The organism is Pseudomonas sp. R9.37, from assembly GCF_963878885.1.
Taxonomy (GTDB): Bacteria; Pseudomonadota; Gammaproteobacteria; order Pseudomonadales; family Pseudomonadaceae; genus Aquipseudomonas.
In genome coordinates, this window is record NZ_CAWNZA010000043.1 from 624,078 (window position 1) to 646,669 (window position 22,592).

At 61.5% G+C, this 22,592-nt stretch carries 23 protein-coding genes; 9 read left to right on the plus strand and 14 right to left on the minus strand.

Annotated features, from left to right (window positions below):
• Positions 1 to 79: 79 nt before the first annotated feature.
• The 3 genes from cueR to AACU78_RS21785 all read right to left on the minus strand — a co-directional run bounded on the left by cueR (position 80) and on the right by AACU78_RS21785 (position 3,211).
• Entirely contained in the window at positions 80 to 481 is a 402-nt protein-coding gene (gene cueR, locus AACU78_RS21775; protein ID WP_106577733.1) for a Cu(I)-responsive transcriptional regulator, read from the minus strand.
• On the minus strand, positions 478 to 2,679 hold the full coding sequence (locus AACU78_RS21780; protein ID WP_106577734.1) for a heavy metal translocating P-type ATPase: 2,202 nt from the start codon (positions 2,677 to 2,679) through the stop codon (positions 478 to 480). Before AACU78_RS21780 ends, cueR begins: the two co-directional genes overlap by 4 nt.
• A gap of 151 nt (positions 2,680 to 2,830) precedes the next feature.
• On the minus strand, positions 2,831 to 3,211 hold the full coding sequence (locus AACU78_RS21785) for a hypothetical protein (protein WP_106577735.1): 381 nt from the start codon (positions 3,209 to 3,211) through the stop codon (positions 2,831 to 2,833).
• Positions 3,212 to 3,358: 147 nt separating this feature from the next.
• Between AACU78_RS21785 and AACU78_RS21790 the strand changes: the two genes are divergently transcribed.
• Positions 3,359 to 3,556: a heavy-metal-associated domain-containing protein gene (locus AACU78_RS21790; protein WP_106577736.1), complete on the plus strand. Its 198-nt coding sequence runs from the start codon at positions 3,359 to 3,361 to the stop codon at positions 3,554 to 3,556.
• An 87-nt stretch (positions 3,557 to 3,643) separates the two neighbouring features.
• Positions 3,644 to 4,837: a multidrug effflux MFS transporter gene (locus tag AACU78_RS21795; RefSeq protein ID WP_106577737.1), complete on the plus strand. Its 1,194-nt coding sequence runs from the start codon at positions 3,644 to 3,646 to the stop codon at positions 4,835 to 4,837.
• A gap of 8 nt (positions 4,838 to 4,845) precedes the next feature.
• Here AACU78_RS21795 and AACU78_RS21800 read toward each other — a convergent pair whose 3' ends face one another.
• From AACU78_RS21800 to AACU78_RS21810, 3 genes are all read right to left on the minus strand, one after another.
• Positions 4,846 to 5,028, minus strand: a complete 183-nt coding sequence (locus AACU78_RS21800; RefSeq protein ID WP_106577738.1) for a hypothetical protein — start codon at positions 5,026 to 5,028, stop codon at positions 4,846 to 4,848.
• A 144-nt stretch (positions 5,029 to 5,172) separates the two neighbouring features.
• Positions 5,173 to 6,186 (minus strand): zinc-binding alcohol dehydrogenase family protein, encoded by a 1,014-nt coding sequence (locus tag AACU78_RS21805; protein ID WP_106577739.1) that lies wholly within the window; start codon positions 6,184 to 6,186, stop codon positions 5,173 to 5,175.
• Between the two features lie 24 nt (positions 6,187 to 6,210).
• Complete coding sequence (locus AACU78_RS21810; protein WP_106577740.1) at positions 6,211 to 6,504, minus strand: putative quinol monooxygenase; 294 nt, start codon at positions 6,502 to 6,504, stop codon at positions 6,211 to 6,213.
• Between the two features lie 118 nt (positions 6,505 to 6,622).
• On the opposite strand from AACU78_RS21810, the gene AACU78_RS21815 reads away from it, so the two are divergent.
• The 3 genes from AACU78_RS21815 (at position 6,623) to AACU78_RS21825 (ending at position 9,849) form a co-directional block, all read left to right on the plus strand.
• Complete coding sequence (locus tag AACU78_RS21815) at positions 6,623 to 7,552, plus strand: LysR family transcriptional regulator (RefSeq protein WP_106577741.1); 930 nt, start codon at positions 6,623 to 6,625, stop codon at positions 7,550 to 7,552.
• Positions 7,553 to 7,686: 134 nt separating this feature from the next.
• Positions 7,687 to 8,421, plus strand: coding sequence for an ArsR/SmtB family transcription factor (locus AACU78_RS21820; RefSeq protein ID WP_106577742.1), 735 nt, complete (start codon positions 7,687 to 7,689; stop codon positions 8,419 to 8,421).
• A 57-nt stretch (positions 8,422 to 8,478) separates the two neighbouring features.
• Positions 8,479 to 9,849 carry an MFS transporter gene (locus tag AACU78_RS21825; protein ID WP_106577743.1) on the plus strand — a complete coding sequence of 457 codons (1,371 nt, stop codon included), beginning with the start codon at positions 8,479 to 8,481 and terminating at the stop codon, positions 9,847 to 9,849.
• Positions 9,850 to 9,986: 137 nt separating this feature from the next.
• Here AACU78_RS21825 and AACU78_RS21830 read toward each other — a convergent pair whose 3' ends face one another.
• Entirely contained in the window at positions 9,987 to 10,940 is a 954-nt protein-coding gene (locus AACU78_RS21830) for an adenosine deaminase (protein WP_106577744.1), read from the minus strand.
• Between the two features lie 193 nt (positions 10,941 to 11,133).
• Between AACU78_RS21830 and AACU78_RS21835 the strand changes: the two genes are divergently transcribed.
• Positions 11,134 to 12,225 carry a calcium:proton antiporter gene (locus AACU78_RS21835; RefSeq protein ID WP_106577745.1) on the plus strand — a complete coding sequence of 364 codons (1,092 nt, stop codon included), beginning with the start codon at positions 11,134 to 11,136 and terminating at the stop codon, positions 12,223 to 12,225.
• 135 nt (positions 12,226 to 12,360) lie between these two features.
• Here AACU78_RS21835 and AACU78_RS21840 read toward each other — a convergent pair whose 3' ends face one another.
• From AACU78_RS21840 to AACU78_RS21850, 3 genes are all read right to left on the minus strand, one after another.
• Positions 12,361 to 13,719: an 8-oxoguanine deaminase gene (locus AACU78_RS21840; protein ID WP_106577746.1), complete on the minus strand. Its 1,359-nt coding sequence runs from the start codon at positions 13,717 to 13,719 to the stop codon at positions 12,361 to 12,363.
• A gap of 281 nt (positions 13,720 to 14,000) precedes the next feature.
• Positions 14,001 to 14,687, minus strand: a complete 687-nt coding sequence (locus AACU78_RS21845; protein WP_106577747.1) for an SDR family oxidoreductase — start codon at positions 14,685 to 14,687, stop codon at positions 14,001 to 14,003.
• Between the two features lie 25 nt (positions 14,688 to 14,712).
• The gene (locus tag AACU78_RS21850) at positions 14,713 to 15,063 is read right to left on the minus strand and encodes a MerR family transcriptional regulator (protein WP_106577748.1); all 351 of its coding nucleotides are present in this window, start codon (positions 15,061 to 15,063) and stop codon (positions 14,713 to 14,715) included.
• An 82-nt stretch (positions 15,064 to 15,145) separates the two neighbouring features.
• On the opposite strand from AACU78_RS21850, the gene AACU78_RS21855 reads away from it, so the two are divergent.
• The gene (locus tag AACU78_RS21855; protein WP_106577749.1) at positions 15,146 to 15,562 is read left to right on the plus strand and encodes a hypothetical protein; all 417 of its coding nucleotides are present in this window, start codon (positions 15,146 to 15,148) and stop codon (positions 15,560 to 15,562) included.
• Positions 15,563 to 15,628: 66 nt separating this feature from the next.
• Here AACU78_RS21855 and AACU78_RS21860 read toward each other — a convergent pair whose 3' ends face one another.
• The 4 genes from AACU78_RS21860 to AACU78_RS21875 all read right to left on the minus strand — a co-directional run bounded on the left by AACU78_RS21860 (position 15,629) and on the right by AACU78_RS21875 (position 19,372).
• A complete protein-coding gene (locus tag AACU78_RS21860; protein ID WP_106577750.1) occupies positions 15,629 to 16,210 on the minus strand; it encodes an IMPACT family protein in 582 nt (193 codons plus the stop codon).
• Between the two features lie 12 nt (positions 16,211 to 16,222).
• On the minus strand, positions 16,223 to 16,882 hold the full coding sequence (locus tag AACU78_RS21865) for a TetR/AcrR family transcriptional regulator (protein WP_106577751.1): 660 nt from the start codon (positions 16,880 to 16,882) through the stop codon (positions 16,223 to 16,225).
• A gap of 87 nt (positions 16,883 to 16,969) precedes the next feature.
• Complete coding sequence (locus tag AACU78_RS21870; RefSeq protein ID WP_106577752.1) at positions 16,970 to 18,364, minus strand: uracil-xanthine permease family protein; 1,395 nt, start codon at positions 18,362 to 18,364, stop codon at positions 16,970 to 16,972.
• A gap of 87 nt (positions 18,365 to 18,451) precedes the next feature.
• Positions 18,452 to 19,372, minus strand: coding sequence for a LysR family transcriptional regulator (locus tag AACU78_RS21875; protein ID WP_106577753.1), 921 nt, complete (start codon positions 19,370 to 19,372; stop codon positions 18,452 to 18,454).
• A 125-nt stretch (positions 19,373 to 19,497) separates the two neighbouring features.
• Here AACU78_RS21875 and AACU78_RS21880 point away from each other — a divergent pair, with 125 nt between their 5' ends.
• Both AACU78_RS21880 and AACU78_RS21885 read left to right on the plus strand, forming a co-directional pair.
• Positions 19,498 to 20,847 carry an aspartate aminotransferase family protein gene (locus AACU78_RS21880; RefSeq protein WP_106577754.1) on the plus strand — a complete coding sequence of 450 codons (1,350 nt, stop codon included), beginning with the start codon at positions 19,498 to 19,500 and terminating at the stop codon, positions 20,845 to 20,847.
• 39 nt (positions 20,848 to 20,886) lie between these two features.
• Positions 20,887 to 22,380, plus strand: coding sequence for a CoA-acylating methylmalonate-semialdehyde dehydrogenase (locus AACU78_RS21885; RefSeq protein WP_106577755.1), 1,494 nt, complete (start codon positions 20,887 to 20,889; stop codon positions 22,378 to 22,380).
• Positions 22,381 to 22,592: the final 212 nt, after the last annotated feature.

Consider the following 22,592-nt stretch of genomic DNA (forward strand, 5'->3'; position numbering starts at 1 on the left):
CAGATTCATTGGCTGATACACGGCATTCGCGAGCAAGCCCGCTCCCACATTTAGTTCTGAGGTGCCTGATCAGCATTGATCAGGCGCAACAGCTGCCAGACGCCAACTCCTTGAGAATCGGGCAATCGGGCCGATGATCGCCCTGGCAGTGCTCCACCAGGTCCTGCAATGTGTCGCGCAGTTGCCCCAGCTCCAGAATCTTCTGGTTCAGCGCCTCGATATGCTCGCGCGCCAAGGCTTTTACATCGGCGCTGGCGCGCTGCCGGTCTTGCCACAAGGTCAGCAGTTTGCCGACTTCCTCCAGCGAAAATCCCAGATCCCGCGAGCGTTTGATAAACGCCAGTGTGTGCAAGTCGTCGCTGCCGTACACGCGGTAACCGCTGTCGGTGCGGTGGGCGGCTTTAAGCAGGCCGATGGATTCGTAGTAACGAATCATCTTTGCGCTCAGCCCGCTCTGACGGGCGGCTTGGCCGATGTTCATGGGCGTTGATCCTCCAAATCCTTGGGCTTCCAGGTTTTCAACAGTAACGCATTGCTCACCACACTGACGCTGGACAGGGCCATGGCCGCGCCCGCCAGCACCGGGTTGAGCAAGCCGAATGCCGCCAGTGGGATGCCGATCAAGTTATACACAAAGGCCCAGAACAGGTTCTGGCGGATTTTTGCGTAGGTCTTGCGGCTGATCTCCAGCGCGGCCGGCACCAGGCGCGGGTCGCCGCGCATCAAGGTGATGCCCGCCGCGTGCATCGCCACGTCGGTGCCCCCCCCCATGGCGATGCCGATATCGGCAGCTGCCAGGGCCGGAGCGTCGTTGATGCCGTCGCCGACCATCGCCACTGCGCCGGTCTTTTTCAGCTGCGCGACGATGGCGGCTTTGTCGGCCGGAAGTACTTCGGCGTGTACATCGTCGATGCCCAGTGCCTGGGCCACCACACGGGCGCTGCCGCGGTTGTCGCCGGTGAGCAAGTGGCTGCTGATGTGCCGGGCCCTGAGTTGTTCCACGGCCTCCAGTGCGCCGGGCTTGAGCGTATCGCCAAAGGCGAACAGGCCCAGCACGCGCGGTTGCGCGCCTCGTTCGATCAACCAGGACAACGTGCGCCCTTGGGCTTCCCACGCGCTGGCGGACGCCGCGAGGTCACCCGCGCTCAAGCCGTTTTCTTCCAGCATCCGGCGATTGCCCAACGCCAGTTGTCGGCCGTCGAGGGTGCCCGCAATACCGCGCCCGCTCAGCGCTTGGCTGGCCGTCACATCTGGCACGTTCAAGCCTTGGGCGTTGCAGGCATCCAGCACGGCTTTGGCCAGCGGGTGCTCGCTGCCGCGCTGCAGTGCGCCGGCGCGTTGCAGCAGCAGCGACTCATCGCCATCCACCGCTGCCAAATGCGCAATTTTCGGCGCGCCGGAGGTGAGGGTGCCGGTCTTGTCGAAGACCACGGCGCTGACTGCATGGGCGCGTTCCAGGGCTTCGGCGTCTTTGATCAGGATGCCATGGCGCGCAGCGACGCCGGTGCCGGCCATGATCGCGGTGGGCGTGGCCAGGCCCAACGCACACGGGCACGCAATCACCAGCACCGCCACGGCATTGATGATCGCGGTTTCCAGCGGCGCGCCGTAGAGCCACCAGCCCACCAGGGTGATCAGCGCCAGTACCAGCACGGCGGGCACAAACACCTGGCTGACCTTATCTACCAGTTTCTGGATCGGTGCCTTCGCCGCCTGGGCGTCTTCCACCAGACGAATGATGCGTGCCAGCACGCTTTCGGCGCCCAGCGCCTGGGTACGCACCAGCAACCGACCTTCACCGTTGATGGCGCCGCCGGTGACCTTATCGCCGGGCTGTTTCGGCACCGGCAGGCTCTCGCCGCTGATCAAGGCCTCGTCGGCATGGCTTTGGCCTTCCATCACTTCACCGTCCACCGGGAAGCGCTCGCCGGGTTTGACCAGCACCCGGTCGCCGAGCTTCAACGCGCTGATGGCGACGTCTTCTTCGCGGCCGTCCAGCACTCGAATTGCCCGCTCCGGGCGCAAGGCTTCGAGGGCGCGGATGGCGCTGGCGGTCTGGCGCTTGGCGCGGCTTTCCAGGTATTTACCGAGCAGCACCAGCGCGATCACCACGGCCGAGGCTTCAAAGTACAGGTGTGGCATGTTGCCAGCGGGCGTGGTCAGCCATTCATAAATGCTCAGGCCATAACCGGCGCTGGTGCCGATGGCCACCAGCAGGTCCATGTTGCCGGCGCCAGCGCGCACGGCTTTCCATGCGGCGCTGTAGAAGCGCGCACCCAAGATGAATTGCACCGGCGTAGCCAGGGCGAACTGCACCCAGGCGGGCAGCATCCAGTGCAGGCCGAAGGGCTGCACCAGCATCGGCAGCACCAGCGGCAGGGCCAGCACGATCGCCAACAGCAGCGACCAACGCTCGCGATGCAGGCGTTGGGCTTGATTGGCGTCGGTGGCGGTTTCGCTTTGCGCCAGGGTGGCGGTGTAGCCGGCCTTGTCGACGGCGGCGATCAGTACGGCGGGGTCCATTTGGCCCAGCACTTCGACGTGGGCGCGTTCGTTGGCCAGGTTGACGCTGACACGTTGCACGCCCGGCACCTTGCCCAGCGCGCGCTCGACACGGCCGGCACAGCTGGCACAGGTCATGCCGCTGATGGGCAGCTCAAACGTGGTCGATCCATTCATGGGGCAGTCCTCCAGAAGACGATGCCCCTAGGATCAACCTTGACCTGTGGGGAAGGTCAAGGGGCTATTTGCCTCAGGCGGTTGGCTGGCCGGCGATGACGACCGTGAATCAGGCGTGCACACAAGGACCTGAGACCGGCAAGGCAGGTGTTCAGTATTCGAGGGCGGCGGGTTTCAGGTACATGCCGTCCGGGCCTTGGGCAATACGCAACTTGCGCACATCACCGGCCTTCAGCGTGATGTTCTGCGCGGGCGGCGCGAGCATGCCCGGCAAGCAGCCAGGGGCTTGGCCCGGCAGCAGTTTCAAGCGCAGTGACACGTTGCCCGCCGGCAAGTTGAACGACGTGGCCTGTTCCTGGAACAGGCGCCCGGCCAACTGGTCCTGGATATACAGGCCGATCTCGCAGCTGGTCGGTACTTCCAGGCGCTCGCGGGAGATGATCAGCACCGCATAGTCTTCATCGGCGAAGGCCATGGGCGCAGCGGCAGACAAGCTCAACAGGCCGATAAGGGCCAAAAACGACCAGCGCATGGCGAATTCTCCGTGGTTCAAATCCAAGATGGATGAAGCTTGGCCGAGGCGGCGGCTGAATACCAGCCCGGCGGATGTTTTTGAAACTTGACCTTGCCATCGTGGCAAGGTCGAGACTGGCGCCCACCTCATCAAAGGAGTCATGTCATGCAAGTATTCAACGTGGAAGGAATGACCTGCGGCCATTGCGTTCGGGCGGTGACCCAGGCGGTGCAGAGCAAGGACCCTGCGGCGAGCGTCAACGTCAACCTGGCGGCGAAGGAAGTCGGTGTTGAAAGTCGCTTGTCTGCCGAGCAGGTTATCGAGCTGATCACCGAAGAAGGCTACAGCGCCAAGCTCGCGTGAGTTTTCTGATAGTTAGCGAGCTAACGTAATGTTCATGGCACCCAAGCGCGGCTAGACTGTCGGGCTGCCGACTCACTTGGGTGTCTGATGAACCTCCGCATAATCCTGATTCTGGGCGCCTTGAGCGCCTTCGCGCCGTTGGCGATCGACTTTTACTTGCCGGGCTTTCCGGCAATGGCCACGGCGTTCGCCACCGACGAAAAACATATCCAGCTGACGTTGGCGGTGTATTTCGGCGGTCTGGCCATCGGCCAATTGATCTACGGGCCGCTGGCCGACCGCTTTGGCCGGCGCGTGCCGCTGCTCAGTGGCGTAACGCTGTTTACCGTCGCCTCCTTTGCCTGCGCGTATGCGCCGTCCTTGGACTGGCTGATCGGCGCGCGCTTCGTGCAAGCCCTCGGCGGGTGTGCGGGCATGGTGATTTCCCGTGCGGTGGTCAGCGACAAATGTGATGCCGTGGGCTCAGCCAAGGTTTATTCGCAACTGATGCTGGTCACCGGCCTGGCGCCGATCCTCGCACCGTTGGCGGGTGGCGTGATGGTCGGGTTGTGGGGCTGGCAGTCGATTTTCCTGGCGCTGTCGATATTCAGCGTGATGGCAGCCATCGCCGTGGCAGTCGGCTTGCCGGAAACCTTCCCGGCCCATCAGCCGCGCCAGCCACTGTCCGGTTCGCTGCGCCGCTACGGCGCGCTGTTGTCGGACCGCGTGTACCTGGGCTACGCCCTGACCGGCGGCATCTCGATTGCCGGGATGTTTGCCTACATTGCCGGCTCACCCTTTGTGTTCATCAAGCTCTACGGCGTGCCTGCCGAACATTACGGTTGGCTGTTCGGCTCCAACGCGGCCGGCTTTATCCTGGTGGCGCAGCTCAATGCGCGGTTGCTGGCCAAGCGTGGCCCGGCGTTTTTGTTGTCGCGCACGGTGTGGGTGTATGTGGCGGCGGCGCTGTCGCTGTTGGGCATTGCCGCCTTGCGCACCGACGCGTTGTGGCCGTTGCTGGTGCCGCTGTTTATTTGCATCGCCAGCCTTGGCTGCATTTTGCCCAACACCTCGGCCTGCGCCATGAGCGGGCAGGGCGCACGGGCCGGCAGCGCCTCGGCGCTGCTGGGCTGCATTCAGTTTGGTGTGGCGGCGGGCGCGGCGTCGCTGGTCGGCGTGTTGCACGACGGCACGGCGATGCCGATGGCGATGGTCATCAGCTTGTGCGGTGTACTGGCCGTAACGATTGCAATGTCGACCCAGCGCCTGCAACGGGCAAGGGCCGTGCAAGCGCAGGTCTGAGGTGCGGATCAGCCAGCGGCGGAGCGTTGCTGGCTGAGGGGAATGCGGTGTGGCGCCTGGATGCGCGCTTGCAGGGTGTCGGCGAAGGCACGGGCCTCGGCCTCAGTGCGAAAGGTGAACGCGTCGCCGTCGAGGCTGACCTGCCATTTGTTGCCTGGGGATTTTGCTAACGCTCTTATCAGGATCTTCATTGCTGACTTCCTCACGTAAAAGAATCGTGGCAAAGGCGGCCAATATAAACCCGAATGCGCTCACAAATATGACAAAGGTCAACTCTCTGACTAGCGGTGTCGTCCATTACTCAGAGGAATAAAGGACGACACTGTCAGACCGTTTTAAAACCCTTCCAACACGATTTTGCCCTTGGCCTTACCGCTTTCCAGCAGCGCGTGCGCGCGGCGCAGGTTCTCGGCATTGATCACACCAAAGTGCTCGCCCACCGTGGTTTTCAAGGTGCCGGCGTCGATCAGTTGAGCCACGCGGTTGAGCAGGTTGTGCTGTTCGATCATGTCCGGCGTCTCGAACATCGAGCGCGTGTACATGAACTCCCAATGCAGCGAGAGGCTCTTGCGCTTGAGCTTGCTCACATCCAGCGACTTCGGATCGTCGATCAACGCCAGCTTGCCTTGTGGCTCCAGGACTTCCACCAACTGGTCGAGGTGATGATCGGTCTGGGTCAGGCTGGCGACGTGGGTCACCTGTGGGTGGCCGGCGTTTTTCAGCGCTTCGCTCAGCGGTTGGCTGTGATCGATCACCAGGTCGGCGCCAAGCGCCTTGGCCCATTCCTGGGTTTGCGGACGCGAGGCGGTGCCGATGACTTTCAGTGCGGTGAGCTGGCTGGCCAGTTGGGTCAGAATCGAACCCACACCCCCGGCGGCGCCGACGATCAGCAGGCTCTGGCCTTCATCTTCCTTGCCTTCACGCACTTGCAGGCGTTCGAACAGCAACTCCCAGGCCGTGATGGCGGTCAGCGGCAGCGCGGCGGCGTCGGCAAACCCCAGGCTCTTGGGCATATGACCGACGATGCGCTCATCCACGGTGTGCAGTTCGCTGTTGCCGCCCGGGCGTACCAGTGAGCCGGCGTAGAACACCTTGTCTCCGGCTTTGAACAGGGTCACTTCACTGCCAACGGCCTTGACCACACCCGCCACGTCCCAGCCCAGCACCTTGGCGGCACCGTTTTCCGGGGCGACGTTCTGGCGCACCTTGGTGTCCACCGGGTTGACCGAGATGGCTTTGACTTCCACCAGCAGGTCGCGCGGGCCGGCGACTGGCTCCGGCAGCTCGATGTCTTGCAGGGAGTTTGGATCGGTGATGGGCAGTGCAGCGTAGTAGGCAATGGCTTTCATGGGGACTCCGGAAAAGGGCAGTGATCAGGCAAGAAATTTCAGGCGCTTGAGTTCGAAGTGTTCGATCACATCAGCGGCCTTGGCGCGGAAGTTCTGGATATGTGCGCTCTGGTCGTGGTCGGCCAGCGCTGCGTCATCGCTCCAGCGTTCGAGCATGTAGAAGGTCTCGGGATGTTGCAGGTCCTGGTGCAGGTCGTATTGCTCGCAACCGGCTTCCAGGCGGGTCGGTTCCAGCAGACCGCGCAGCAGGGTCTCCAGGGTTGCCCGTTGGCCGGGTTTGGCGATCAGCGTGGCGATGACGTTAAAGGCAGTGGACATATTCAACTCCTGGCACGTGGTGAACGGGATAGGCAGATGATTGGCTATTTCCCGTGAAGATAAAACCCGCTAAAACAGCAGTCTGTTTCAATAAAATTTTGATAATCGGCGGTAATGCATGCTGCGTTTTGATGATTTGCAGTTGTTTGTACGCGCGGCAGACCTGGGCAGTCTGTCGGCTGCCGCGCGGGTCATGGACCTGTCGCCCGCCGTGGCCAGCGCGGCGCTCAAGCGCATCGAAGAGCAATTGGGCACGCGGTTGCTGGCGCGCTCTACCCGCAGCCTGCGGTTGACCGCCGAAGGTGAAGGCTTTCTGGAATATGCCCGCGCAGCCTTGAGTTCGCTGGACGAAGGGCGGCGCTTGCTGGCCAGCGGCCAGCACCATGTCAGCGGTGTGCTGCAGCTGTCGGCGCCGTCGGATTTCGGGCGCAACCAACTGTTGCCCTGGCTCGATGAATTCCAGCGCGAGTACCCGCAACTCACCGTGCGCCTGCTGTTGGGCGACCGGATCGCCGACCTGTTCCGCCAGCCGGTGGATATCGCCCTGCGTTACGGCGAGCCTGAAGACTCCAGCCTGATCGCGCTGCCCATCGCCCCGGACAACAGGCGTGTGCTGTGTGCCGCGCCCAGCTACCTCGCACGGCATGGCGAGCCGCGGCATCTGGAGCAGTTGGCGCAACACAATTGCCTGCTGTACATGCTCGGCAGCCGCGTACACGACCACTGGGGTTTTCACGATGGCAAGCGTGAAGTCAGCCTGACGGTGAGCGGCGACCGCTTCAGTGATGACGCCGATGTGGTGCGGCGCTGGGCAGTGGCGGGTGTCGGTATCGCCTACAAGTCCTGGCTGGATGTGAGCAGCGACGTGCTGGCCGGGCGTCTGCGCGTGATCCTGCCGGAGCTGCGCGGTGAGCGCACGCCGCTCAACCTGCTGTGCGCGCATCGTGCGCAATTGAGCAAGCCCATCAACCTGTTGCGGGAAATGCTCGTGGCCCGCTGTGCGACATTGACTGCGCAATGGCCGGAGCGATTGAGCACCGCGCAATAGCCTCCATCAAAGCAAGAAATTTCACTCAGATCCTGTCCCTATCCGCGCTGTCAGACGCCGCGGAACGGGCGGTTTGCGCCCCTATACTTCGGTTCCAACCGCAGCAGACAAATGGTTTAACAAGGAGTGAATACATGGAAGAAGCACCCTGCATCAGTCACATCGCCAGCTTGCTCGGCGAGCCCAAGCGCACCGCCATGCTTTGGGCCTTGATGGACGGGTCGGCGAAATCGTCAGAGGAACTGGCGATGCTTGCCGGGCTGTCGTCGGCTTCGGCGATCGCGCATTTGTCGCGCCTGACTGGAAGCGGTTTGCTGCGGGTTGAAGCCCAGCGTGGCAAGCGCGTGTTTCGTGTCGCCGCCGTTGACGTCAGCGTTGCCATCGACGCGTTGGCCAGCACCACCATGGCCAGCGCCGTGCGCAGTGCGCCGCTGGGTGTGCCGCCGGCGCTGGTGGCGCCCGCGTCGTTGCGCCGAGCCCGGTTATGCCATGGCCACCTGGGCGGAGAATTGGGCGCAGGGCTTTACCAGCGCATGTTTCAGGCGGGATGGATCGACCGTCATGAACAACGTACTGAGGTCACCGTTACGGGCGCGCAGCGCCTGGCAGGCCTGGGCATTTTCACCCACGCGTTGGCCTCGCCCCTGGCGTGCGACTGCTTTGACTGGAGTCAGCAGCAACCGCACTTGGGGGGCGCTTTGGGGGCGGGGCTGTTGCAGCTGTTTTTGCAGTCGGGCTGGGTCAGCGTGGTCAACGAGTCCCACGCCCTGCAGTTCTCGGACGTCGGGCTTGGGGAAATCAACCGCCTCGCCGCGCCCCAGGAAGGCAGTGGTCGCTCAGAGTTTCAGTCAGGTCGCATCCAGCAATAACCAGGCAAAACGATACCGCACACTCGCTTTGGGGATTTTTCATACAGGGGGTGCGGCATGGGCATGCAAGGCTATAGCGCAGCAGAACGGCTGGAACGGTTGCCCATCAGCGGCTATCACCGAATCATCTTCATCATCATCGCGCTGGCGTTTTTCTTCGACTCCATGGACCTGGCGATGATGACTTTCCTGCTGGGGTCGATCAAAACCGAGTTCGGCCTCAGTACGGCCCAGGCCGGGTTGCTGGCCAGTTCGAGTTTTTTTGGCATGGTGGTCGGTGCATCTTTATCCGGAATGTTGGCGGACCGGTTTGGACGCAAACCGGTGTTCCAATGGAGCATCGTGTTGTGGGGCGTCGCCAGCTACCTGTGTTCCACGGCGCAGACGGTGGAGACGCTGACGCTGTTTCGCGTGTTGCTGGGGATCGGCATGGGCATGGAGTTTCCGATTGCGCAGTCGATGCTTTCGGAGTTGATTCCTGCCAAGGGGCGCGGGCGCTACATCGCCCTGATGGATGGCTTCTGGCCGTTGGGTTTTGTGGCGGCGGGTGTGCTGTCTTACTTCCTGCTGCCAGTGATTGGTTGGCGTGACATCTTTTTGGTGTTGGCAGTACCGGCGGTGTTTGTGTTGGCGATCCGGTTTTTTATCCCGGAGTCGCCGCGCTGGCTTGAGCAGGCCGGACGGCACGCGGCGGCGGATAAGGTGTTGCAGCGTATCGAGCAAAAAGTGCGCGTTTCGCTGGGGCGCGCCGACTTGCCTGCGCCGATTGCCCTGCCACGGGTTGAGAGCGTGCCGGGGACGTTTTTCTCGGCGTTTGAGCAGCTGTGGTCGCCGCAGTATCGGCAACGCACGATGATGATCTGGAGTGTGTGGTTCTTTGCATTGCTCGGCTTCTACGGGCTCACCTCCTGGTTGAGCGCGTTGTTGCAGCAATCGGGGTTTGCGGTCACTCAGTCGGTGTACTACACGGTGATCATTTCCCTGGGCGGGATTCCCGGCTTTCTGATGGCCGCCTGGCTGGTGGAGCGTTGGGGGCGCAAGCCGGTCTGCGTTGTGACCTTGCTGGGCGGTGGCGTGATGGCGTTTGTGTACGGGCAAAGCGCTGTGTTTGGCGGCAACGTGGGGCTGCTGATTACGTCGGGGCTGTTGATGCAGTTCTTTCTGTTTGGCATGTGGGCGGTGCTGTACACCTACACGCCTGAGCTGTATCCCACGTCGGCGCGGGCAACCGGTTCCGGGTTCGCTTCGGCGATTGGTCGCGTGGGCTCGTTGCTCGGGCCATTGGTAACGGGGCTGGTGTTTCCGATAACGGGGCAGGGCGGGGTGTTTGCTTTGGGCGCGCTGTGTTTTGCCGTAGCGGCGCTGGTGGTGTGGGTATTTGGGAGGGAGACGAAGGGCAAGACGCTGGAAGAACTGACCGAAGTCTGAGGAACAGCACACCACCACTGTGGGCGCGGGCGTGCTCGCGAAAGCGGTGTTTCAGTCGACACAGGTATTGACTGATACATCGCCTTCGCGGGCAAGCCCGGCTCCCACATTGATTTTGTCGTGTCAGCCGTTGTTGCTTAAGGCTTCACGAGCCGCGCATCCAGGCTGTTCTGCGCCAGGCGTTTGGCCTGGTCCTGGGTCATGCCCAGCGAGGTGTACAGCGCGTGGAAGTTCTCGGTGACATAACCGCCGAAGTACGCCGGGTCATCCGAGTTCACCGTGACTTTCACGCCACGCTCGAGCATGTCGAGGATGTTGTGCTGGGCCATGTCGTCGAACACGCACAGCTTGGTGTTGGACAGCGGGCACACGGTCAGCGGGATCTGCTCGTCGATGATCCGCTGCATCAAGCGCTCGTCTTCGATGGCGCGCACGCCATGGTCGATGCGCTGGATTTTCAGCAGGTCGATGGCTTCCCAGATGTACTCGGGCGGGCCTTCTTCGCCGGCGTGGGCCACGGTGAGGAAGCCTTCGTGGCGGGCACGATCGAACACGCGCTGGAACTTGCTCGGCGGGTGACCCATTTCCGAGCTGTCCAGGCCTACAGCCACAAACGCGTCACGGAACGGCAGCGCCTGGTCGAGGGTTTTCTCGGCTTCGGCTTCGCTCAAGTGGCGCAGGAAACTCAAGATCAAACCGCTGGTGATGCCCAGTTGCTGCTCGCCATCTTTGAGCGCAGCGGCGATGCCGTTGAGCACGACTTCGAACGGCACGCCACGGTCGGTGTGGGTTTGCGGGTCGAAGAAGGGTTCGGTGTGGATCACGTTCTGTTTTTTGCAGCGCAGCAGGTAGGCCCAGGTCAGGTCGTAGAAATCCTGGGAGGTGCGCAGCACATCGGCGCCCTGGTAATACAGGTCGAGAAACTCTTGCAGATTGTTGAAGGCGTAGGCCTTGCGCAGGGTTTCGACGTCGTTCCAAGGCAGTGCAATCTTGTTGCGTTCGGCCAGTGCGAACAGCAACTCAGGCTCCAGCGAGCCTTCCAGGTGCAGGTGCAATTCAGCCTTGGGCAGGGCGTTGAGCCAATCGTACATTTTCTAAATCTCATCAGGTGCAATGGCGGCATTCTACAGGCCATGGCCGAAATAATCGGCAAAACCTGACCAGCAGGAGAGTATTGGTTTTATTCGTGCAAGGGCCACGTGAACTAAGGTGTAACGAAACGTTAGCGGCGTGGTGCAGTCTGTACCCCATCAATGACTGATTTGCTGCATGAAAAGGCCCGGAATGCTCACATCCCTCAAGCAAGAAAAATACATGGTGCTGGCGCTGATTGCCGCCATCGTCGCCTACCCGTTGGAGCACTGGATGCTGCACAGCGGGCAGATGGTGGCGTTGCTCAGCGGCGTGGCGTTGATCGTCTTCATCGTCGTGGCCTCGATGCGTGTTGCCCACCACGCCGAGCAACTGGCGGAAAAGGTCGGTGACCCTTACGGCACCATGATCCTGACCCTGGCCGCGGTGCTGGTGGAGGTGGTGATCCTGGCGATCATGATGAGCAACGAGCCATCGCCCACCTTGGTACGCGACACGATTTATTCGGCAGTGATGCTCGATATCAACGGCATCCTCGGCCTGGCTGCGCTGATGGGCGGCATCAAACATGGCGAACAGTCCTACAACGATGACTCGGCACGCAGCTACAGCGTGATGATCCTCACCGCCATGGGCGTGTCGATGGTGGTGCCGGAATTCATCCCCCAGGCCGACTGGAAAATTTACTCGGCGTTCACCATCGGCGCGATGGTGCTGCTTTACACCCTGTTTTTGCGCATGCAGGTGGGGCCGCACAGTTACTTCTTCAGCTACAGCTACCCGGAAAAACGCCGCAAGAAACAGCCGGAAGAACAGCAGGAACCGCCAATCAGCCTGGCCTTCTCCATTGGCACATTGGTGTTTGGCGTGGTTGTGATCGGCGCACTGGCCGAGGTGATGTCCAAGACCCTCGACCTGGGCCTGGAAGGCACGGGCGCGCCGCCGGTGATCACGGCGATTGTGGTGGCGGCTATTTCGGCGGCGCCGGAAATTCTGACGGCCTTGCGCGCAGCCTTGGCTAACCGCATGCAGTCGGTGGTCAACATCGCGCTCGGTGCGTCGTTGTCGACGGTGATTTTGACGGTGCCGGTGATGGAGGCCATGGCGCTCTACACCGGCCAGCCGTTCCAGATGGCGATGACGCCGGTGCAAACCGTGATGGTGTTGATCACGCTGGTTGTCAGTGCGATCAACCTCAACGATGGCGAGACGAACGCCATCGAAGGGATGACCCATTTCGTGTTGTTTGCGACGTTTATCATGCTGTCGCTGTTGGGGTTGTAGAAACCGCAGAACTCAATGCGGGAGCTGGGTTTTGTGGGAGCTGGCTCGCCTGCGATGCAGACACCCAGGGTTTTCAGTTGCACCGATATGATGCTATCGCAGGCAAGCCAGCTCCCACATTTTGATATGCCTGGCTTAGGTTCCGGCGATCAGCTGTTTCGCCGCCTGTGTGTGGTCGGCAATCAAACCTTTCAAATCCAGGCCTTCAACCTGCCCGTCAATCACCCGCCATTTGCCCCCGATCATCACCCGATCCGCCCGGTCGGCGCCGCACAGCAGCAGCGCCGAAATCGGATCGTGACTGCCGGAAAAACGCAGCTCATCAAGCTTGAACAGTGCCAGGTCAGCCTGTTTGCCCACGGCCAGTTCACCGATATCCGTACGCCCCAGTAATTGCGCCGAGCCTTTGGTCGCCCAGCCCAGCACGCCTTCTGGCGTGATCTTTTCCGCGCCGTAACGCAGCCGCTGGATGTACAAGGCCTGGCGGGTTTCGAGGATCATGTTCGAGGCATCGTTGGACGCGGAGCCGTCCACCCCAAGGCCAATCGGCGCACCGGCGGCGAGCAGGTCCAGGGTCGGGCAGATGCCGGAGGCCAGGCGCATGTTCGAGCTTGGGCAATGGCAGATGCCGGTACCGGCGGCGCCCAGGCGCGCGATTTCATCCGGGTTGAAGTGAATGCCATGGGCCAGCCAGGTGCGTGGGCCGAGCCAGCCGACGCTGTCGAGATAATCCACAGTGCGCAGGCCGAAGCGCTGCAGGCAGAAGTCTTCTTCGTCGAGGGTTTCCGCCAGGTGCGTGTGCAGGCGCACATCGAGGCTGTTGGCCAGTTCGGCGCTGGCTTGCATGATTTGCGGGGTGACCGAAAACGGCGAGCAGGGCGCCAGGGCAATCTGGATCTGCGCGCCGTCGCCGCGCTCATGGTATTCGCGGATCAGGCGTTGGCTGTCGTCGAGGATCACTTGGCCTTGTTGCACGGTCTGCTGCGGCGGCAGGCCGCCGTCGGCTTCGCCCAGGCTCATGGAACCGCGCGTGAGCATGGCGCGCATGCCCAGTTCGCGCACGCTTTGCACTTGCACGTCGATGGCATTTTCCAGGCCGTCAGGAAACAGGTAGTGGTGATCGGCCGCGGTGGTGCAGCCTGAGAGCAGCAATTCCGCCAAGGCGACTTTGGACGCCAGGGCGAGCTTTTCCGGGGTCAGCCGGGCCCACACCGGGTAGAGGGTTTTGAGCCACGGGAACAACGGCTGGTTGACCACCGGTGCCCAGGCGCGGGTCAGGGTCTGGTAGAAGTGATGATGGGTGTTGATCAGCCCCGGCAGGATCACATGTTCGCGCGCGTCAAACACCTGTGCGCAGGGCACGGCAGGCTCTTGTCCCCAGCCCAGCAGTTCGGTGATCACACCGTCTTGCAGCACCAGTCCGCCACGGGCATCGAGGCCATTGGCAGTGAAAATGGCGAGGGGGTTTTTTAACCAGATACGGGTCGCAGGCATTGGCCGGCTCCTCTGAATGATGGGTTCAGGTTTGCCAGCTCAGTGTTGCCCTGTCTGCTGATCCAGGGTCGCCGGTTGAGGCGAGGTCGATAGATTACGTGGAGTTCCGGATCCGGTCCAGCTGCAGGCGCGAGGTGCTCTTGAGTCACCAATGCCGTTCAGTTAAGCAGTCCACTGTGGGAGCGGGCTGGCCCGCGATAGCGGTGTGCCAGTCAACATTAATGTTGGCTGGGCCGACGTCTTCGCGGGCAAGCCCGTTCCCGCATGTAGAACCGGGGGTATTACCAGGCGATGGTGTCGCCTTTGTAGTCCACGAAGTGATGGCCGCCCTTGCCCGTGTAGGCATTTACCTGATCGATCAGGCCGCGCACGCTGGTGTCGACATCAATGAGCGCGTTTTCACCGCCCATATCTGTCTTCACCCAGCCCGGGTGCAGCGACAGCACGGTGAGCTTGTGGTCGCCGAGTTGGGTGATAAAGCTGTTGGTCATGGAGTTGAGTGCAGCTTTGCTGGCCTTGTACAGCGCCAGGTCCGCACCGTCGGGAATGGTCACGCTGCCGAGCACCGAGCTCATGAAGGCCAGTACGCCGCTGTCTTTGCGAATCTGCCCGACAAAACGCTGGGCCAGGTTGATCGGCGCCACGGCGTTGGTGAAGAACAGCTGGCCGACTTCCGCCAGGGTGGCGTGGCCAGGCTCTTGATTGGCGGGGCCTTTGACGCCGGCGTTGACGAACAGCAGGTCGAAGGTGCGGTCCTTGAGGCGCTGGCTCAGAGCGATCACGGCTTGCTGATCGTCTATGTCCAGCTTCTCGACGTGTACCGGGCCTGCGGCTTTGAGCGCATCGGCCTTGTTCGGGTCGCGCACGGTGGCGGTCACATCCCAGCCGTCCTGAAGCAATTGTTTGACCAGGCCAAGGCCCAGCCCGCGCGAGGCGCCGATGATCAGTGCGGTTTTTGGCGTAGACATGAAAGGCATCCTTTGGAATGGAGGTTCACGGATTCAGTGGACAACGTTGCCCGAGCCTTTGCTGCAACTCCTGGCGCAGGTGGCCGAGTTCGCTGATACGGGTTTCGATCAGGTTGAGCTTGTCTTGCAGCAATTGTGTGACAGCGCTGTCGGGGTCGGGCGCCTGCCAGAGGGCGGCGACGCTGCTGCCGATCTCGCCCAGGCTGAAGCCCAGGCGTTGCGCAGTTTTGATGTAGAGCACCAGTTGCACCATGTCCGGCGGGTAGTCGCGGTAACCATTGGCGCTGCGTTGTGCTGCGATCAACCCACGCTGCTCGTAGAAACGCAGTGTGTCGCGGCTGACCTGGCTGGCCTGGGCTAGTTCGCCAATACGCATGGGGCGGGCTCGAAAGGGCTTGACCCTGGAGCATACTCCAGGCTTTAGCCTGCTGGCTTCTTAATTCAAGGAGCTTGCCGATATGTGGACCGCTGCCCAATACCGAACACTGGTGCGCGCCAGCGCCTGGTATGACTTGATCGTGACCGCGGCGTTTGTCACACCGTGGAGCTTTGTGTTTGTGCACAGCGTATTGCAGGGTTTGAACCTGCCGGGGACGTTGCCGGCGTTTGCGCCGGCGCATGTACTGATGGCCAATTTGCTCGGTTCGATTGTGTGCGTGTGGGCAGTGCTGCGAATTCGCGACCCGCAGCGCCAGTTTGGCCTCTATGACGCGGCCGGCCGCGCACTGTTCGCGACCTGGCAGCTCTACGCGCTGATGCAGGGCGCGACGGCGGTGCTGTGGGTAACGTTGCTGTTTGAGGGGGCGTGGGGCATCGCGCAAATTGTCCCCGTGAAGACTGATCAAAAAATGACCGGTGCCCGTAAGCCCTTATGACAGAAGGGTTACAGGTGGATGTGCTCAGGTTATCCACAGGCAGGTGCACAGTAGATGTGGGCAGTTTCAGCGCTCCAGCAGGATGCGCCCACGGCTCAGGTCGGCGAGTTGGGTTTGCAGCGTGTCGATAGCCGCCTCGCCCAGTGCCAGTTGCAGCTCCACACCATTGGCGGTGAAGGTTTCCTCCACCACCAGCCCACCCAGTTCGGCGACACGCAGTTTCACCAGGTTCAGCTCCGAAAAGCCGCAGGCGCAACTCAGTGGCACGCGGCTGATCAGCTCGATGCGCTCGGCATTTTGCAGGCATTTGTTCGCGCCGCCGCCATAGGCACGGGCGAGGCCACCGGTGCCCAGCTGAATGCCGCCGTACCAGCGAATCACCAGCACGGCGACCTGATCAAAGCCTTGGGCTTCGATGGCGGCCAGAATCGGCCGCCCCGCAGTACCGCCGGGCTCGCCATCGTCGTTGCTGCGGTACTGATCGGCGAGTTTCCAGGCCCAGCAGTTGTGCGTGGCGTTGAGGTCGCTGTGTTGCTCGAAAAACGCTTGGGCGTCTTGCGCGCTGGTGATCGGCGCCGCGAGGGTAATAAAGCGGCTTTTGCGTATTTCTTCACGAAATTCGCAAAGGCCGGTAAGCGTGAAAGGCATAAGTCGCTTCGTTTATAGGGCGGGCTTGATGCCACAGCCTTTGAGAATGATGTGGATCAGGTTGCTGCCGGCGTCTTCCATGTCTTGTTTGGTCAGCTTGGTGCGCCCGGTGACGCGGCAGATCTGGGTGGCAAAGTCGGCATAGTGCTGGGTGCTGCCCCACAGCAGGAAGATCAGGTGCACGGGGTCTATGGGGTCCATCTTGCCGGCGTCGATCCAGGCCTGGAACACGGCAGCGCGACCGCTGAACCAGGCGCGGTAATCCTGGCTGAAATATTCGGTGAGGCATTCGCCGCCACTGATGATTTCCATGGCGAAGATCCGCGAGGCCTGTGGGTGACGCCGGGAAAACTCCATCTTGGTGCGGATGTAGCGAGTGAGCGCCACGGCCGGGTCGTCCTCGGCGGTCAGCGCGTTGAAGGTGCTGTCCCACAGTTCGAGGATATTGCTGAGCACCGCGATGTACAGGCCGAGCTTGTTGGTGAAGTAGTAATGCAGGTTGGCCTTGGGCAGCCCGGCACTCGAGGCAATGGTGTTCATGCTGGTGCCTTTGTAGCCATGGCGCGCGAACTCGTCTTCAGCAGCCTGCAGAATCGCTTGTTCGTTCTTTTGCCGAATGCGGCTGGCGGGTTTACCGGCGTGGTTGCTGTGGGCAGGAACTTCGAGGCTCATGGAGGTTTCCGTGCTGATCGATAGAGACGACGTGTGCACAGATAACCCACCCTCAAGCCTCAGACAAGTCCCGATGCAATAAAACCGTCAAAGCGGTTCCAGCGTGTCGCTTTCCGGCGCGTGGTTTGCGGCAGCGCAGGTCGTTTTGGTTTCCGGTAACAACAGGCACAACACGATGGCGGTCAGGCCGCCGCTGGTGATGGCTGAGTCGAACAGGTTTTGCACCAGGGACGGCATCAAGTGCAACAGGTCCGGTTGGGCGGCAATGCCCAGGCCGACGCCGAACGAGGTGGCGATGATCAGCATGCTGCGCCGGTCCAGTGGCGCCTGCGCAAGGATGCGCACCCCGGCAGCGGCCACGCTGCCGAACATCACCAGGGTGGCGCCGCCCAATACCGGCTTGGGAATTTGCTGCAGCACGGCACCAATCAACGGAAACAAGCCGAGACAGAACAGCAGCACGCCGATGTACAAGCCGACGTAACGGCTGGCGACGCCGGTGAGTTGGATCACACCATTGTTCTGCGCAAAGGTGGTGTTGGGAAAGGCGCTGAAGGTAGCGGCGATCATGCAACTCACACCATCGCCCAAGACGCCGCCTTTGAGTCGGCTTATATAAGAAGGGCCGCTGATGGGTTGGCGCGCAATCATGCAATTGGCGGTGAGGTCACCGACGGTCTCGATGCTGCTGATCAGATAAATCAGCGCGATGGGCAAAAAAGCGCTCCAGTCGAAGTTGAAACCAAAGCGAAAGGGCATTGGCACGCTGATCAAGGGCAAGTCGGGCAGGGCCTGAGGTACCAGTTTGCCGCTGAACCAGGCGGCCAGGCTGCCGAGGGCCAAGCCGATGATGATCGCCGAAAGGCGAACCCACGGGGTGCTGGAGCGGTTGAGCAAAATGATCGTCAGCACCACGAACACGCCCAACGCCAGGTTCACCGGAGCGCCGAAGTCGGGCGCGTTAAAACCGCCGCCGAGGTCGGTGATGCCCACCTTGATCAGGCTGATGCCGATCAGCGTGATCACAATCCCGGTGACCAGGGGCGTGATCACTCGGCGCAGTTGGCCGATAAAGCGGCTCAACACGATCTGTACCGCCGCGCCGAAAAAGCACACGCCGAAGATCATCGCCATGATGTCTTCCGGGCTGCCACCGCGTTGCTTGACCAGAAAGCCTGCCGACAACACCGCGCCGAGAAACGCAAAGCTGGTGCCTTGCAGGCAGATCATCCCGGCACCGATGCCAAAGGGTCTGCGTGCCTGAATGAAGGTGCCGACGCCGGAGACCATCAACGCCATGCTGATCAAGTAGGGCAAATGGGCAGTGAGGCCCAGCGTGGAGCCAATGATCAAGGGCGGCGTGATAATGCCGACGAAGGCCGCCAGCACATGTTGCGCGGCGGCCAGTATTGCCGGGATGGGTTTCGGGCGGTCGTTGAGGCCGTAGATCAGGTCGCTGGGGCTAGAGGTTTCTGGTGGCATGGCGGGCAAACTCAGGGCGGACGGTTCAAGGTCCTTGTGCCTTGCAAAAAGCTGTCCAGTTGCTCAGCTTTTGGCGAAAGGCCCGAGCTAGCGCGTTGCCGCCAGACTCTCGAGAAAGCTTTCCAGCACCAAATGAGGGCGACGGCCCTTGCGCGTGACCGATGCGAGGCTCAAATCGTAAAAACGTGTAGTCGGTTTCAGCGCGCGCAGTCGGCCTTGTTGCACCCACAGGCTGGCGTAGTGGTCAGGCAGGTAACCAATGTAGCGGCCCGTGAGGATCAGGAACGCCATGCCTTCGCGGTCCGAGGCGCTGGCGGTGCAGTTGAGTGCCTGGTAATGGGCCTGGATCTCGGCGGGCAAGCGGAAGGTGGGGGCGATGGCGTCCTGGCTGTCGAGGCGGGCGTCGTCCAGTTGTTTGTTGTCGGCATAGAACAGCGGGTGGCCAACTGCGCAATAGAGCAGCGATCGTTCGCTGTAGAGCGGCTGGTATTCCAGGCCCGACAGCGCGCTGGCCTGGGGGACAACGCCGACATGCAGGCGGCCGTCGAGTACGCCTTGCTCGACTTCATTGGGGGCGATCATGCGGATTTGTATCTGCACGTCCGGGCCACGTTCCTTCAACTGTGCCAACGCGTGAGTGATGCGCATGTGGGGCAGGGTGACGAGGTTGTCGGTGAGGCCGATGATCAGCTCGCCGCGCAAATGCTGGTGCAGGCCGTTGACCTCAGTGCGAAAGCTTTCCAGGGCACTTAATAGCTGCAGGGCCGATTGGTAGACCTCGCGGCCTTCTTCGGTGAGCGAGAAACCGGCACGCCCGCGTTGGCACAGACGCAATCCCAGGCGCTGTTCGAGGTCGCTCATCTGCTGGCTGATGGCCGAGCGGCCAATGCCGAGCACGGTTTCTGCTGCCGAGAAGCCGCCGCACTCCACCACGCTGCGAAAGATGCGCAACAGGCGGATATCGAAGTCACTGACTTGGGCCAGAGGGTCGGGTCGGCGGCTGCTCATAGTTTAGTGAAGGCCTGACTGAAGGTTAGAAGAGTTGAATTTCACCGACTTTATCCCCGTGGCAATTTAGCTGCAAGAACGCTTTTCAATCCCGACGCTGCCTTTTGCCCTGCGAGGTTTTGCTGATGAACATGCCCGAAAACGCCCCGACGTCCCTGGCCAGCCAATTGAAGTTGGATGCGCACTGGATGCCCTACACCGCCAACCGTAACTTCCAGCGTGACCCGCGCCTGATCGTGGCCGCCGAAGGCAGCTGGTTGACCGATGACAAGGGCCGCAAGGTGTACGACTCGTTGTCGGGCCTGTGGACCTGCGGCGCCGGGCACACCCGCAAGGAAATCCAGGAAGCGGTCGCCAAGCAACTGGGCACCCTGGACTACTCCCCGGGCTTCCAGTACGGCCATCCGCTGTCGTTCCAGCTGGCAGAAAAGATTACCGACCTGACGCCGGGCAATCTGAATCACGTGTTTTTCACGGATTCCGGCTCCGAGTGCGCCGATACAGCGGTGAAGATGGTGCGCGCCTACTGGCGGCTGAAGGGGCAGGCGACCAAGACCAAAATGATTGGCCGCGCCCGTGGCTATCACGGTGTCAACATCGCTGGCACCAGCCTGGGCGGCGTCAACGGTAACCGGAAGCTGTTTGGTCAGGGCTTGATGGATGTGGATCACCTGCCTCACACCTTGCTGGCGAGCAATGCGTTTTCTCGTGGGATGCCGGAGCAGGGCGGTATTGCCTTGGCCGATGAGCTGCTCAAGTTGATCGAGCTGCACGACGCGTCGAACATTGCCGCCGTGTTTGTTGAGCCGATGGCCGGCTCCGCTGGCGTGCTGGTGCCGCCACAGGGTTACCTCAAGCGCCTGCGTGAGATCTGCGATCAGCACAACATCCTGTTGGTGTTCGACGAAGTGATCACCGGTTTCGGCCGTACCGGCTCGATGTTCGGCGCCGACAGCTTCGGCGTGACCCCGGACCTGATGTGCATCGCCAAGCAAGTCACCAACGGCGCGATTCCGATGGGCGCGGTGATTGCCAGCAGCGAGATCTATCAGACCTTCATGAACCAGGCGACGCCGGAGTACGCCGTGGAATTCCCCCACGGCTATACCTACTCGGCGCACCCAGTGGCGTGCGCGGCTGGCCTGGCGGCATTGGACTTGCTGCAGAAGGAAAACCTGGTGCAGAGCGTGGCCGAAGTCGCGCCACACTTTGAGAATGCGCTGCACGGATTGAAGGGCAGCAAGAATGTGATCGATATTCGTAACTACGGCCTGGCCGGCGCGATCCAGATTGCTCCGCGTGACGGTGATGCCATTGTGCGTCCATTCGAGGCCGGCATGGCCTTGTGGAAAGCCGGCTTCTACGTGCGTTTTGGCGGCGACACCCTGCAGTTCGGGCCAACCTTCAACAGCAAGCCGCAGGACCTGGATCGTCTGTTTGACGCGGTCGGCGAAGTGCTGAACAAGATCGACTGATTTCTCCTTCTATATAGAACACCTTTTCAGGAGCCCTGCATGAGCCTTATCCAGCATTTGATCAACGGTGAGTTGGTCAATGACAGCGGCCGGAGTGCCGACGTATATAACCCGTCTACCGGCCAGGTGATTCACCAAGTGCCCCTGGCCAGCCGTGAAACCATTCAACAGGCGATCGACTCGGCCAAGGCCGCGTTCCCGGCCTGGCGCAATACCCCGCCGGCCAAACGTGCCCAGGTGATGTTTCGTTTCAAGCAATTGCTGGAGCAGAACGAAGCACGCATCTCTCAGTTGATCAGCGAAGAGCATGGCAAGACGCTGGAGGACGCGGCGGGTGAATTGAAGCGCGGGATCGAGAACGTCGAGTACGCGTGCTCGGCGCCGGAGATTCTCAAGGGCGAGTACAGCCGTAACGTGGGGCCGAACATTGATGCCTGGTCGGATTTCCAGCCGTTGGGCGTGGTGGCTGGTATTACGCCATTCAACTTCCCGGCGATGGTGCCGTTGTGGATGTACCCGCTGGCCATTGTCTGCGGCAACTGTTTCATCCTGAAGCCGTCGGAGCGTGATCCAAGTTCTACGCTGCTGATCGCGCAGTTGCTGCAGGAAGCCGGCCTGCCTAAGGGTGTGTTGAGCGTGGTGCACGGTGACAAGGGCGCGGTGGATGCGCTGATCGAAGCGCCGGAAGTGAAGGCGCTGAGCTTTGTGGGCTCGACGCCCATTGCCGAATACATTTATTCCGAAGCGACCAAGCGCGGCAAACGTGTGCAAGCGCTGGGCGGGGCGAAGAACCACGCGGTGCTGATGCCGGATGCAGACCTGGATAACGCCGTGAGTGCCTTGATGGGTGCGGCGTATGGGTCGTGCGGGGAGCGTTGCATGGCGATCTCGGTGGCGGTGTGCGTGGGTGATCAGGTGGCGGATGCGTTGATCGCCAAGCTGGTGCCGCAGGTCAAAGCGCTGAAGATTGGTGCGGGCACGTCCTGCGGCCTGGATATGGGGCCGTTGGTGACGGGCCAGGCGCGCGACAAGGTCAGCGGCTATATAGAAGATGGCGTGTCGGCGGGTGCCAAGTTGGTGGTCGACGGCCGTGGTTTAAGTGTTGCCGGGCATGAGGAAGGTTTCTTCCTGGGCGGCAGCCTGTTTGATCATGTGACCCCTGAGATGCGCATCTATAAAGAAGAGATCTTCGGGCCGGTGCTGTGTGTCGTTCGGGTGGATAGCCTGGAAGCGGCGATGCAGCTGATCAATGATCACGAATACGGTAATGGCACTTGCATCTTTACCCGTGACGGGGAGGCGGCGCGTCTGTTCTGTGACGAGATTGAAGTGGGCATGGTCGGGGTGAACGTCCCGCTGCCGGTGCCAGTGGCTTATCACAGCTTCGGCGGCTGGAAGCGCTCGCTGTTTGGCGACTTGCATGCCTATGGGCCGGATGGGGTGCGTTTCTATACCCGTCGCAAGGCGATCACCCAGCGTTGGCCGCAACGGGCCAGCCATGAAGCGTCGCAGTTTGCCTTTCCTAGCTTGTAAGGTGGGCTGAAAGCCGGCCCCTTGGGGCCGGCTTTCGCGTTTCTGCGGGGTTTTTGACCGATATGACAGAAATGTGAAAAAAGGTGTTGACGGCAGATTCTGGAAGTCTATAATTCGCCCCACTTCCGGCGCAGTCGAAACGGAAAACTCCTTGGTAAACAAAGAGTTACGCAGAATTCGACAGCGAGTTGCTTCAGTTCATCGAAGCCCAG

Coding starts and splice junctions, on each gene's coding strand:
- cueR (WP_106577733.1), bottom strand. CDS start 481: ATGAACATCGGCCAAGCCGCCCGTCAGAGCGGGCTGAGCGCAAAGATG.
- AACU78_RS21780 (WP_106577734.1), bottom strand. CDS start 2,679: ATGAATGGATCGACCACGTTTGAGCTGCCCATCAGCGGCATGACCTGT.
- AACU78_RS21785 (WP_106577735.1), bottom strand. CDS start 3,211: ATGCGCTGGTCGTTTTTGGCCCTTATCGGCCTGTTGAGCTTGTCTGCC.
- AACU78_RS21790 (WP_106577736.1), top strand. CDS start 3,359: ATGCAAGTATTCAACGTGGAAGGAATGACCTGCGGCCATTGCGTTCGG.
- AACU78_RS21795 (WP_106577737.1), top strand. CDS start 3,644: ATGAACCTCCGCATAATCCTGATTCTGGGCGCCTTGAGCGCCTTCGCG.
- AACU78_RS21800 (WP_106577738.1), bottom strand. CDS start 5,028: ATGAAGATCCTGATAAGAGCGTTAGCAAAATCCCCAGGCAACAAATGG.
- AACU78_RS21805 (WP_106577739.1), bottom strand. CDS start 6,186: ATGAAAGCCATTGCCTACTACGCTGCACTGCCCATCACCGATCCAAAC.
- AACU78_RS21810 (WP_106577740.1), bottom strand. CDS start 6,504: ATGTCCACTGCCTTTAACGTCATCGCCACGCTGATCGCCAAACCCGGC.
- AACU78_RS21815 (WP_106577741.1), top strand. CDS start 6,623: ATGCTGCGTTTTGATGATTTGCAGTTGTTTGTACGCGCGGCAGACCTG.
- AACU78_RS21820 (WP_106577742.1), top strand. CDS start 7,687: ATGGAAGAAGCACCCTGCATCAGTCACATCGCCAGCTTGCTCGGCGAG.
- AACU78_RS21825 (WP_106577743.1), top strand. CDS start 8,479: ATGGGCATGCAAGGCTATAGCGCAGCAGAACGGCTGGAACGGTTGCCC.
- AACU78_RS21830 (WP_106577744.1), bottom strand. CDS start 10,940: ATGTACGATTGGCTCAACGCCCTGCCCAAGGCTGAATTGCACCTGCAC.
- AACU78_RS21835 (WP_106577745.1), top strand. CDS start 11,134: ATGCTCACATCCCTCAAGCAAGAAAAATACATGGTGCTGGCGCTGATT.
- AACU78_RS21840 (WP_106577746.1), bottom strand. CDS start 13,719: ATGCCTGCGACCCGTATCTGGTTAAAAAACCCCCTCGCCATTTTCACT.
- AACU78_RS21845 (WP_106577747.1), bottom strand. CDS start 14,687: ATGTCTACGCCAAAAACCGCACTGATCATCGGCGCCTCGCGCGGGCTG.
- AACU78_RS21850 (WP_106577748.1), bottom strand. CDS start 15,063: ATGCGTATTGGCGAACTAGCCCAGGCCAGCCAGGTCAGCCGCGACACA.
- AACU78_RS21855 (WP_106577749.1), top strand. CDS start 15,146: ATGTGGACCGCTGCCCAATACCGAACACTGGTGCGCGCCAGCGCCTGG.
- AACU78_RS21860 (WP_106577750.1), bottom strand. CDS start 16,210: ATGCCTTTCACGCTTACCGGCCTTTGCGAATTTCGTGAAGAAATACGC.
- AACU78_RS21865 (WP_106577751.1), bottom strand. CDS start 16,882: ATGAGCCTCGAAGTTCCTGCCCACAGCAACCACGCCGGTAAACCCGCC.
- AACU78_RS21870 (WP_106577752.1), bottom strand. CDS start 18,364: ATGCCACCAGAAACCTCTAGCCCCAGCGACCTGATCTACGGCCTCAAC.
- AACU78_RS21875 (WP_106577753.1), bottom strand. CDS start 19,372: ATGAGCAGCCGCCGACCCGACCCTCTGGCCCAAGTCAGTGACTTCGAT.
- AACU78_RS21880 (WP_106577754.1), top strand. CDS start 19,498: ATGAACATGCCCGAAAACGCCCCGACGTCCCTGGCCAGCCAATTGAAG.
- AACU78_RS21885 (WP_106577755.1), top strand. CDS start 20,887: ATGAGCCTTATCCAGCATTTGATCAACGGTGAGTTGGTCAATGACAGC.